A 10,847-nucleotide genomic window follows, 5' to 3' on the forward strand; every position below is an offset into this window, starting at 1 on the left:
GGCGATGTGGTCACCGCTGGGCAGCTCACGCTCCTCGGCCCCGGCGGCCAGGCGCCCGGTCAGGGCCACCTCGTTGCGCCCCGCGACGGTGCCGTCAGGGCTGGTGCTCGTCGTGGTCCGGCTCGTCGTGGGCTGTCTCGTGGCCATGATGCCTCCCTCCGGCCCGCGTGTCGGGCCCTGTGCCCAACGGTGAGGGGTGATCGGGGCGGCGCGTCGCCGAGGCCGTCGACCTGGGGACAACGTCCGGGACGACGAAGGGGATGTGGACGCCGCTGCGCACACCCCCGGCACGACACGGGGTCCCCACGACACGGCATACGCGATCGAGTCGACCCACCGACGCTCGAGAGGCCACTCCCCGGCAGGGGGAAGTGCGCACTCGACTTCGAGACGGCGCCGGGGTGCTGTGCTCTGGGTCAGCGGCGGCCGCGGCGGGACAGCTCGGCCCCCACGACGGCATTGATCCGCTCGGCGCTCGCCAGCCCGCGGATGTCGCGCGTCGCCTCGTCGACGACCACGGCGAGCGGCAGCTCCCGCTCGCTCATGACACCGATGAGATCCGTCAGCACGGCGTCGGCGGGCAGGGCGACGACCCACGCCGCGGGCTGGGCCACCGTGACGGAGGCGATCGCGGTGCGATCGCGTCCCTCGGCCGGCACGGCGGCGGCGGAGTCCGCGTCGACGACGCCGAGGGGCCACCCGGTGGGGTCGGTCGCCGCCACCCAGGCGCCAGCGGCCACCTCCGCCTCCACGTGTGCCAGCGATGTCGTGGCCGCGACGAGCGACAACGGCGCGAGCACGTCGGTCGCGAGGCCGGCGGTCGCCTCGTGGATGTGCCCGGCCCGGACGGCGCCCGAAGCGCCCTGCCACAGGAAGAAGGCGATCGCCACGGGCCAGACGAGGTCGAAGATCTCGGGTGAGCGCCCCTCGGCGAGGGGACGCAGGGCGAACCACGCGACGGTCAGCACGGCCACGACCCGGCCCAGCCAGCCGGCCGCGACGAGGCCGCGGCCCTTGCTCCCGGTGGCCCGCCACACCAGGGCGCTGACGATCTGGCCGCCGTCCAGCGGCAGGCCGGGGAGCAGGTTGAAGAGGCCGACGAGGAGATTCGCGAAGGCGACGATGCCGAGCAGCGTCAGGGCCGTCTCGTTCGTCGTCAGGGCACGGATGCCCCAGACCACACCGGCGAGGACCAGGTTGGAGAGCGGACCCACGACGGCGACGAGCGCGGTCGTGGTCGGCGAGCTGCGGGTCGCGTCGTAGACGGTGTGCCCACCCCAGACGTCAGCCACGATCCGGCTGACCGGATGACCGCGCCAGCGCGCGGCAAGAGCGTGGGCCGCCTCGTGCACGAGCACCGAGACGAGAAGAAGCACGGCGTAGCCGGCCGCCAGCAGGTAGCCGTAAGAAGCGCCGCGGTCGGGCCGCGCGAGGTTGGGTCCGAAGACGACGACGATGAGCACGAGGATGATCGGCCAGGAGCGGCCGAGATACACCGGGGTCCCGGCGAGGCTGCCGATCCGCCACCCGTGGGCCGCGGAGGGGCGGACGGGAGTGCTCATGGACTCGACCCTATGCCCTGCCTGGCGGGGCGCCCTGTGCCGGACCTGTCTGTGGCCTGTGGTCTGTGGCCTGTGGGCGTCGGCGGGGCGGTGTCGCTGCCGCGGCATACAGTCGCCCCATGGTTGCAGCGCTGTCCCCGAGTCGGGCCTCCGACTTCATGTCGTGCCCGATGCTCTACCGCTTCCGGGTCATCGACAAGCTCCCGTCGCCTCCGACGCAGGCGACGGCCCGGGGCACCCTCGTGCACGCCGTCCTCGAGCGGCTCTTCGACCTGCCCGCCAGCGAACGCACCATCGAAGCGGCCGTGGGCCTCGTGCCGCAGGAGTGGGAGCGCTTGGCCGATGAGGAGCCGGCGATGCTCGACCTGCTCGCCGAGCACGACGGGCGCACCGACGAGTGGTTCGCCGGAGCCGCCACGCTGCTGCAGACGTGGTTCGGCCTCGAGGACCCGACTCGCCTCGAGCCCGCCGAGCGCGAGCTCTATGTCGAGACCGAGATCGACGGGCTCGTCCTGCGCGGTTACGTCGACCGCCTCGACGTGGCGCCGGGGGGTGCGATGCGTGTCGTCGACTACAAGACCGGGCGCTCGCCCTCCGAGCACTTCGAGGCCAAGGCCCTCTTCCAGATGAAGTTCTATGCACTCGTGCTGTGGCGACAGCGCGGTGTCATGCCCAAGCGCCTGCAGCTCGTCTACCTCGGCAACAGCGAGATCGTCGCCTACGAGCCGGACGAGCAGGACCTGCTCGGCACCGAGCGCAAGGTCAAGGCACTGTGGCAGGCGATCGAGCGTGCAGCGACGACCGGCGACTGGCGCCCGAGCCCGAGCCGGCTCTGCGACTGGTGCGACCACCGGGCCCTGTGTCCGGCCTGGGGTGGCACTCCCCCGCCGCTGCCCGAGGACGCCGCGACGCGCGCCATCGATCCCAACGTCACCGGCGAGGCCGACCCCGACGACGAATGAGCGCCGAGTGGGCCACCCCGACCTACGGGGCCGGTACGGCTACGGTCGCGCCCTGGCCGGTCGCGATCTGCGCGATCGCGCGCAGTGAACCCGTGCCAGCGACGAGGTAGCCGTTGTGCCCGTGCGCGCCGTCGACCGGGAGCGCCCTCGCCCCGAAGGCGGTCGCCGTCGGGTCGGCGCCGTGGCCGAATCCCTCCACACGGGTGTGGGGTACGACCCCGATCGGGTCGTCGGGGGCGAGGCCGGCCCACACGGTCGCCTTCGTGTGCAGGGCGGCCCGGGTCCAGACGTCCATCCCCGGAGAGCCGACGACGACGAGGGATGCGATGCGCAGCCGGGGTGCCGCGTGGGCGCAGACCACCGAGCCGTAGCTGTGGCACACCACGCTCACCGTGGCCGAGCGCGAGAGGCTGTCGACGAAGTAGGCCAGGCGGGGAGCCCCGTCGAGGGCACGGTCGGAGCGTGCGGCATCCGCATTGATCCCGGCGGGTGGGTCGTAGTCGAGCCAGATCACCACCGCAGCAGGCGTTCCAGGGGCCTGCCGTTGCATCGCGGCGAGGAGGCTGCGCGCCTGCACCGCTGGATGCCGTCGCCCGGCTCCGCGTTCGTCGCTGAGCAGTGGGCCCGTCCAGCCGACTCCGGGCACGATCACGGCGATGTTGCGTGCGCGACGCACGTCACCGAACGCCTCGACGAGACGGCCCTGGCCGTGCGCATCGGCGCGCAGCACCGTGGCCGGCGGGCCGACGACGTTCACGGGCGTGCCGTCACTGAGGGACTGGCCGACGGCGGGCGCCGCCCCGACGAGCACCGCCGTGATGGTCGCGGCGCCGAGGATGAGCCGGTCCCGCAGGCGCCCGGGTGGGCGCCGTCCGGTCACGGCCCTCCGTCGGTGACGGTGAGGTCGTCGATCCACTCGATCTCCTTGTTCTCGGTCAGGTCAGCGCAGTCCCTCAGTGTGCGAGACGAGCCTGAGAGCAAGTTGGGGTCCGACGACCAGCCCGCGGGCTGTTGCCGGCCTCCGAGATCAGGCGTGCACCTCGTCGAGGTGGTGCACGAAGGCCAGCCTGTCGAGACTGACGTGACGGCAGCCACAGACCCATACGCCGAGTGGGACGACGATGCCTCGCAGGCGGGCGTCCTCACGGGCGCAGTGCAGCTGGTAGGCGCGTACGGCGCGGCGGAACAGGCGGGTCATCGGCCCACCTCGTCGACGGGAACGGGACGGCTCGCGGGCGCCCCGAAGGGGATCTTGGAGGGGCGTTTCATGCCGTGCGAGTCTAGGGCCCGACGGCTCGTCGAGGCGAACCGCAGGTCGGGTCGTCCCGGTCCGTGAGCGAACGACCCTCCGACCCACTGTGGATCTCCCGACAAAGCCGGGCAGACCTCCGATTTAACCCTAAACCGGTGGATCAGGCCCGTCCGACAGACCGTGCCGCCTCCTCCGCGCAGATCTGCGAACGCGTCCGGTCTGCAGGGTCAGCCGATGTGTTCGGCGGGAGCCATCGGCCAGGTGGGCATGACGGTCCGCTTGAACGTCGAGTTCGTGACCGCGGCGAACGACGCGTACCACGCCGCCAGCGCCGTGGCGAGCCCCAGCCACCCGCCGATCTTGGTCCACGACGAGGTGGACGGGATCTGGGCGGCGAACGCCCCGATGCACAGGGCCACGAAGGTGAGCGTCAGCAGCACGAAGACGGCGGCGACGGCTCCGCTGACGCGGAATGACCCAACCGTCATGTAGGCGGTGAAGATGGCCCAGCCGAGCAGGTAGAGCCCGACCGCCTGGTGCACCTGGGCGGCCACGGCCACCAAGGCCGGGGCGCTGAGGATGAAGGTCGCCATGAACCAGTACGAGAGCCAGAAGGCGCCGAACGAGCTGAAGGCCACTGCGCCGAAGGTGTTGCCCCGGCGGAACTCCCACATGCCGGCGAGCAGCTGGGTGCCGCCGCCGTAGAAGAGCGCCAGCCCCAGCACTGCCGGAGCGAGGGCGGCGTTGAGGATGCCGGCGTTGACGACGCTGAGTGCCATCGTCGTCATGGCGAAGGCGGCCAGGCCGAGGGGGGCCGGGTCGGCGATGGCGGCTGCTGCCGAGGGGGCCGGGGCCACGGGGGTCAGCGGGGCAGTGGCTGCGGTCATGCCCGCGGTGGGGGTGGTCATATGCGTATCAGACATCGGAGCCTCTCCTATCCGGATCGACCGGCTGCCAGTCAGCCGGGCTCCATTGCTCCTCAAGGGCGCCGAGGCGTACGGCCGGTTGGTCGGTGCGAGAGCACCCCGGGCGAGCAGGCCGGCGGCCTGACGACGAAGTTCCGGCTGTCGCGGGAGTGGTCCTCACGACGCGGCCCGCGACCGCCTGGGGAGGGACCCTCGTCAGGCGGTGCCCTTCTCCTCGCTCATTGGACTTGCCCATCAAGTCTCGCACCGCCTCCCCACCCCGTCTACGCAATGGGGGCCGCCGCGCTGGGCGGGCGCCAGCGCCCGGGGCGCCGTGGGCGGAACCGTGGGGGCAGCTCACGAGAGCCGGCCCCCGGCATACGGGCCCGACCGCGGACGAGCCCGGGTGGGTCAGACCGTGAAGGTGTCCGCCACGGCGAGCGCCTCGTCGAGCACCGCGAGTCCCTCCTCCACCTCCTCGGGCGTGGTGGTGCAGGGCGGCACGACGTGGGTCCGGTTGAAGTGGGTGAAGGGCCACAGTCCGCGCTCCTTGCACGCGGCGGCGAACGCTCCCATCGGCTGGGCGGCCGGTCCTCCGGCGTTGTACGGCACGAGGGGCTCGCGTGTGTCGCGGTCCCGCACCAGCTCGACCGCCCAGAAGACGCCGAGCCCGCGGATGTCGCCGACGCTCGGGTGGCGGGCCGCGATCTCCCCCAGGCGCGGGCCGATGACGTCGGTGCCGAGCATCCGGGCGTTCTCGATGATGCCCTCCTCGCGGAAGGCGTTGATCGAGGCCACGGCAGAGGCGCAGGCGAGCGGGTGACCCGAGTAAGTCAGGCCGCCGGGGAACGCGCGCTGGTCGAAGGTCGCCCGGATCTCGTCGGAGATGACGACGCCGCCGAGGGGCACGTAGCCGGAGTTCACGCCCTTGGCGAAGGTGATGAGGTCGGGGCGGATGCCCCAGTGGTCGACGGCGAACCACTCGCCGCACCGGCCGAAGCCCGCCATGACCTCGTCCGCGATCAGCATGATCCCGTGCTCGTCACAGAGGTCACGCACGCCCTGGAGGTAGCCGTCCGGGGGCACGAGGATGCCGTTCGTGCCGACGACCGTCTCGAGGATGATCGCCGCGATCGTGTGCGCGCCCTCGACCATGATCGTGTCGCGGAGGTGCGCCAGGGCGCGGTCGCGCTCCTGCTCCTCGGTCTCGGAGTGGAAGGCCGAGCGATAGGTGTAGGGACCCCAGAAGTGCACGACCCCGGGCAGGCCCGGCTCCGACGGCCAGCGACGAGGGTCACCGGTCAGGGTGATCGATCCGGCGGTCGCCCCGTGGTAGCTGCGGTAGGTCGCGAGGACCTTGTGGCGGCGGGTGTGCAGGCGCGCCATCCGGAGGGCGTTCTCGTTGGCCTCCGCGCCGCCGTTGGTGAAGAAGACGGCCGAGAGGCCCTCGGGCGCCACCTCCGTGATGAGCCGGGCGGCCTCGCTGCGGGCGTCGTTGGCGAAGGACGGCTGGATCGTCGCGAGCCGGGCCGCCTGCTCCTGGATCGCCGCGACGACCTTCGGGTGGTTGTAGCCGATGTTGACGTTGACGAGCTGGCTGCTGAAGTCGAGGTAGCGCTTGCCGTCGTAGTCCCAGAAGTACGAACCCTGGGCGCGCGCGATGGGCAGCGGGTCGATGAGCCCCTGGGCGGACCAGGAGTGGAAGACGTGGGCGCGGTCGAGGGCCCGCACCTCGTCGGCGCCCATCTGGTCGAGGAGGTCCTTGACCACGGTGCGCTGGCCGAGCTCGGTCATGGCTGCGTCCTCTCTCATCGGGTGCGCGGGAAGCCGAGGTCGACGGCCGAGGTGGCCGGGTCCGGCCACCGCTGCGTCACGACCTTGCCGCGCGTGTAGAAGTTGATGCCCTCCGGGCCGTACATGTGGGTGTCGCCGAAGAGCGAGTCCTTCCACCCGCCGAAGGAGTAGTACGCGACGGGCACGGGGATGGGCACGTTGATGCCCACCATCCCCACCTCGACCTCGTTCTGGAACCGGCGGGCGGCGCCGCCGTCGCGGGTGAAGATCGCGGTGCCGTTGGCATACGGGTTGCGGTTGATGAGGGCCAGACCCTCGTCGTACGTCGCGACCCGGACGACCGAGAGCACCGGCCCGAAGATCTCGTCGCGGTAGACGGTCATGTCGGGAGTGACGTCGTCGAGGAGCGTCATACCGAGGAAGAAGCCGTCGTCCGGGACGTCCTGCTCGCGGCCGTCGACGACGACGGTCGCGCCGGCCTCGGCCCCCGCGGCGACGTAGCCCGCGACCTTGTCGCGATGCTCGCGGGTGATGAGCGGGCCCATGTCCGTGCCCTCCACGGCACCCGGGCCGACAGTGAGCTTCGGGAGACGGGAGGAGATGGCCGACACGAGGTCGTCGCCGACGTCGCCGACGGCCACAGCGACCGAGAGTGCCATGCACCGCTCGCCGGCCGCCCCGTACGCCGCGGACACGATGGCGTCTGCGGCCATGTCGATGTCCGCGTCCGGCAGGACGAGAGCGTGGTTCTTCGCGCCGCCGAGTGCCTGGACACGCTTGCCGTTCGCCGTGGCCCGCTCGTAGATGTACTTCGCGATCGGCGTCGAACCGACGAAGCTGACGGCCGCGATCTCCTCGTGGTCGAGGAGTGCGTCGACGGCCTCCTTGTCGCCGTGCACGACAGAGAAGACGCCGTCGGGCAGACCGGCCTCCTTCCACAGCTGCGCGAGGAAGAGCGCGGCCGACGGGTCCTTCTCGCTCGGCTTGAGGACGAAGGCGTTGCCGCACGCGATGGCATTGGCGCACATCCAGAGCGGCACCATGACGGGGAAGTTGAAGGGCGTGATGCCCGCTACGACGCCAAGCGACTGTCGGATGCTGTAGACGTCGACCCCGCTCGCGGCCTGCTCGGAGAAACCGCCCTTGAGCAGCTGGGGCACGCCGGTCGCGAACTCGACGTTCTCGAGTCCTCGGGCGATCTCGCCGACGGCGTCCGACAGGACCTTGCCGTGCTCGGCGGTGACGATCGCGGCGAGCTCGTCGGTGCGGGTGTGGAGCAGCTCACGGAAGGCGAAGAGCACAGCCGCCCGCTTCGAGAGCGAGCTCGTCCTCCAGTCCCGGGCGGCAGCGGCCGCCGTCTTGACCGCGGCGTCGACCTCAGCGGTGGATGCGAGCGCCACCGCGCCGGTCTGGCGGCCCGTCGCGGGGTCGTGAACGGGAGCGCTGCGGCCGGAGGTCCCAGGCACGCGGGTGCCCGAGATCCAGTGGTCGATGGTCGTCACGTCAGGAGTCGTCATGACCCCAACGCTACGTGTTGGCTTTACCCCACACAAAGGATGGATTGCTATGTTACGAAGATGCGCAGCGTCATCTCCTCCATCGAGGAGCGCCTCGAAGCACCGACGGCCAAGGGACTCGCCCAAGCCGTGTCGCGGGCCATCCGCGACGCCGCCCTGCAGCCGGGCGACCGACTGCCTCCCATCCGGCGGGTGGCCGAGGAGCTGATGGTGTCCCCCACGACGGTGAGCGCGGCCTGGCAGCTGCTCGCGCGCTCCGGCACGATCCGCTCCGACGGTCGGCGGGGCACGACCGTCGCACCGACCGCACGGGGCGGCGCGCGTTACACCCGGGCCCTGCGGCACGAGTCACCCGTCAGCCTCGACCTCTCGACCGGCATCCCCGACAGCCAGCTGCTGCCCGCCCTCGTGCCCGTCCTCTCGGCCCTGACCGACCCGACGACGCCGAGCAGCTACCTCGATGACCCCGTGCTCGACGAGCTGCGCGGCGAGCTGGCGCGGGACTGGCCGTATGCCGCCGACGACCTCCTCGTCGTCGACGGCGCCATGGACGCCCTCGACCTCGTGACGCGGGCGCTGCTGCGCCCCGGAGACCTCGTCGTCRTGGAGAACCCGGGGTTCCCTCCTCTGCTCGACCTGCTGGAGGACCGCGGGGTCGACGTCGTCGGGGTGCCGCTCGACGAGACGGGGCTCGACCTCGACCGCGTCGCGGCGCTCCTCCCCCGACGGCCGACCGCGGTCGTGATCCAGCCACGCGGACAGAACCCGACCGGCGTCTCCATGTCACCGACTCGGGCTCGCCGCCTCGCCGCCCTGCTGCGCGGTCACGACTGCATCATCATCGAGGACGACTCGAGCGGCCCGATCGCGACCGCGGCGCCGGTCAGCCTCGGTGCGTGGATTCCCGACCAGGTGCTGCACATCCGCAGCTTCAGCAAGTCGCACGGCCCGGACCTGCGGATCGCCGCCCTGAGCGGCCCGGATGCGCTGCTCGCCCCGGTGCGCCACGCGCGAGCCATCGGTCAGGGGTGGACGAGCCGCCTGCTGCAACGCGTCCTTGCCGGTCTGCTGCGCGACGAGGCGTGCGTGTCCGGGATCGCCTCGGCCCGGGCGGAGTATGCCCGTCGCCGGGATCTCGTCGTGACCCGCCTCGCGACGCACGGCATCGACGTGCCGGGCACCGACGGCCTCAACATCTGGGTTCCGGTGCGGGACGAGGCCGCCGCCGTCCTCCGGCTGGCCAGCCAGGGCGTCGCTGTGACCCCGGGCTCACCGTTCTCCGTCGAACGCGTCGCCGGGCCCGGGGGCCACGTCCGCGTCACGACAGGACTGGTCCGCGAGAACCACGTCGAGGTCGCCGATCTCATCGCAGAGGCCGCGAGCGCGGGCTCCTGGACCGCCCAGCACCGCTGAGCCGGCCGCAGCCCCAGTCGAGTGCGCACTTCCTCACGTCGGGAACCGAGCACTCGACCCGAGGAGCCGGCCACAGCCCCAGTCGAGTGCGCACTTCCTCACGTCGGGAACCAAGCCCTCGACCCAAGGAGCCCGCCGCAGCCCCAGTCGAGTGCGCACTTCCTCACGTCGGGAACTGAGCACTCGACCCGTAGGGCACCCACAGCCCGAGTCGAGTGCGCACTTGCTCACGTCGGGAACTGCGCACTCGACTGGGGCGTCAGGCGCGCTCGGCGTCGCGGGCCTTGAGCCTCGCTTCCTCGGCGCGCACCTGGGCGAAGATGTCGCGCTCGGCCACGAGCCATGCGGGCATCTCGTCGAGCAGGGCCTTGACCTCGTCAGTCGTCAGGTGCTCGCCCACCCCGCCGCGGGCCAGCCCCGAGTTCGAGATGCCCAACCGGCGCGCCGTCTCCTGACGCGTGTGCGGGCCGTTGCGGCGCAAGGACGCCAGCCACTCGGGCGGGTCGGCCTGCAGCGCGTTGAGCTCGGAGCGGCTCACCGCGCCGGCGCGGAACTCGTCTGGGGTCTCCGAGAGCAGGACACCGAGCTTCTTCGCGGCCGTCTGGGGCTTCATGGTCTGCGGCTTCGGCGTGCTCATGGGACCAGCCTAGGGCGTGGCCCACGCGCCACCGTGACCGCAGTCGGCGTGGACTAGCCTCGAAGCAACCGCGGGCCACATCGCCGCCGCGCCCAGCCTCTCCAGACCGCTCCCGACGCGAAGGCCCATTCATGACGGAACCGTTCCGCGTCGAGTTCGTGCCCGGAGTGACGCCCGACAAGTGGGTGCGGGTCTGGTCGCAACGGATGCCGGACTCCGTCCTCGAGGCCGCCCCCGTGGACGACGCCGAAGCTGTGACGCACCTGAGGGACGGCACCGCCTCGATGGTCCTGCTGCGGCTCCCGGTCGAGCGCGACGGCCTGCACGTCATCCCCCTCTACGAGGAGGTCCCGGTCGTCGTCGTCGCCAAGGACCACGTCGCGGCCGCCTTCGACGAGGTCGACGTCACCGACCTCGCCGACGAGGTGCTCGTGCAGGACCCGTCCGACGTGCCCGAGTGGGCCGACGTCGCGACCTCGGAGGCCCGACAGCGGGCCGCGGCCATGCCCCCCATGACGACCAAGCAGGCCGTGTCCGTCGTCGCGACCGGGTCGGGCATGGTCATCGTGCCGATGTCGGTGGCCCGACTGCACCACCGCAAGGACGTCGTGCATCTCCCGGTCACCGGTGTCGCCCCCTCAGGCGTGGCCCTCGCGTGGCGCGTCGACGACGACGACCCGCGCATCGAGGACTTCATCGGCATCGTGCGCGGACGCACGGAGCGCAGCACGCGGGGCGGGTCGGCGCAGCGTGGGGGCGGCGACGACGCGACCGGCGAGCGGGACGCGAGCGGACGGCATACGAC

The 10,847-nt window shown here is 71.8% G+C and carries 10 protein-coding genes; 3 read left to right on the forward strand and 7 right to left on the reverse strand.

The genetic code is table 11. From position 1 onward, the window contains the following. Positions 1-416 precede the first annotated feature (416 nt). A complete protein-coding gene (locus AC1DP0_RS11015; protein WP_478084552.1) occupies positions 417-1,562 on the reverse strand; it encodes a site-2 protease family protein in 1,146 nt (381 codons plus the stop codon). 119 nt (positions 1,563-1,681) lie between these two features. Here AC1DP0_RS11015 and AC1DP0_RS11020 point away from each other — a divergent pair, with 119 nt between their 5' ends. Beyond that, a complete protein-coding gene (locus tag AC1DP0_RS11020; RefSeq protein ID WP_478084555.1) occupies positions 1,682-2,524 on the forward strand; it encodes a RecB family exonuclease in 843 nt (280 codons plus the stop codon). A gap of 22 nt (positions 2,525-2,546) precedes the next feature. On the opposite strand, the gene AC1DP0_RS11025 is transcribed toward AC1DP0_RS11020, so the two are convergent. From AC1DP0_RS11025 to AC1DP0_RS11045, 5 genes are all read right to left on the reverse strand, one after another. Beyond that, entirely contained in the window at positions 2,547-3,404 is an 858-nt protein-coding gene (locus AC1DP0_RS11025) for an alpha/beta hydrolase (protein WP_478084556.1), read from the reverse strand. A 147-nt stretch (positions 3,405-3,551) separates the two neighbouring features. After that, positions 3,552-3,722, reverse strand: a complete 171-nt coding sequence (locus tag AC1DP0_RS11030) for a hypothetical protein (protein WP_478084558.1) — start codon at positions 3,720-3,722, stop codon at positions 3,552-3,554. A gap of 281 nt (positions 3,723-4,003) precedes the next feature. Continuing rightward, positions 4,004-4,684 (reverse strand): acetate uptake transporter, encoded by a 681-nt coding sequence (locus AC1DP0_RS11035; protein WP_478084559.1) that lies wholly within the window; start codon positions 4,682-4,684, stop codon positions 4,004-4,006. A 408-nt stretch (positions 4,685-5,092) separates the two neighbouring features. Beyond that, the gene (locus AC1DP0_RS11040) at positions 5,093-6,475 is read right to left on the reverse strand and encodes an aminotransferase class III-fold pyridoxal phosphate-dependent enzyme (protein WP_478084561.1); all 1,383 of its coding nucleotides are present in this window, start codon (positions 6,473-6,475) and stop codon (positions 5,093-5,095) included. 14 nt (positions 6,476-6,489) lie between these two features. Then, on the reverse strand, positions 6,490-7,992 hold the full coding sequence (locus AC1DP0_RS11045) for a CoA-acylating methylmalonate-semialdehyde dehydrogenase (RefSeq protein ID WP_478084562.1): 1,503 nt from the start codon (positions 7,990-7,992) through the stop codon (positions 6,490-6,492). A gap of 60 nt (positions 7,993-8,052) precedes the next feature. Between AC1DP0_RS11045 and AC1DP0_RS11050 the strand changes: the two genes are divergently transcribed. After that, positions 8,053-9,405: an aminotransferase-like domain-containing protein gene (locus AC1DP0_RS11050; RefSeq protein WP_478084564.1), complete on the forward strand. Its 1,353-nt coding sequence runs from the start codon at positions 8,053-8,055 to the stop codon at positions 9,403-9,405. 259 nt (positions 9,406-9,664) lie between these two features. Here AC1DP0_RS11050 and AC1DP0_RS11055 read toward each other — a convergent pair whose 3' ends face one another. After that, on the reverse strand, positions 9,665-10,042 hold the full coding sequence (locus tag AC1DP0_RS11055; RefSeq protein ID WP_478084566.1) for a DUF5997 family protein: 378 nt from the start codon (positions 10,040-10,042) through the stop codon (positions 9,665-9,667). A 131-nt stretch (positions 10,043-10,173) separates the two neighbouring features. Between AC1DP0_RS11055 and AC1DP0_RS11060 the strand changes: the two genes are divergently transcribed. Continuing rightward, on the forward strand, positions 10,174-10,847 hold a 674-nt coding region (locus AC1DP0_RS11060; RefSeq protein ID WP_478084567.1), incomplete at its 3' end, for a LysR substrate-binding domain-containing protein.

The organism is Terrabacter sp. P5_B1 (assembly GCF_056400505.1).

What these genes read in the sequence shown, in the direction of transcription:
- AC1DP0_RS11015 (WP_478084552.1), bottom strand. Translation starts at nt 1,562, where the DNA reads ATGAGCACTCCCGTCCGCCCCTCCGCGGCCCACGGGTGGCGGATCGGC.
- AC1DP0_RS11020 (WP_478084555.1), top strand. Translation starts at nt 1,682, where the DNA reads ATGGTTGCAGCGCTGTCCCCGAGTCGGGCCTCCGACTTCATGTCGTGC.
- AC1DP0_RS11030 (WP_478084558.1), bottom strand. Translation starts at nt 3,722, where the DNA reads ATGACCCGCCTGTTCCGCCGCGCCGTACGCGCCTACCAGCTGCACTGC.
- AC1DP0_RS11035 (WP_478084559.1), bottom strand. Translation starts at nt 4,684, where the DNA reads ATGACCACCCCCACCGCGGGCATGACCGCAGCCACTGCCCCGCTGACC.
- AC1DP0_RS11040 (WP_478084561.1), bottom strand. Translation starts at nt 6,475, where the DNA reads ATGACCGAGCTCGGCCAGCGCACCGTGGTCAAGGACCTCCTCGACCAG.
- AC1DP0_RS11045 (WP_478084562.1), bottom strand. Translation starts at nt 7,992, where the DNA reads ATGACGACTCCTGACGTGACGACCATCGACCACTGGATCTCGGGCACC.
- AC1DP0_RS11055 (WP_478084566.1), bottom strand. Translation starts at nt 10,042, where the DNA reads ATGAGCACGCCGAAGCCGCAGACCATGAAGCCCCAGACGGCCGCGAAG.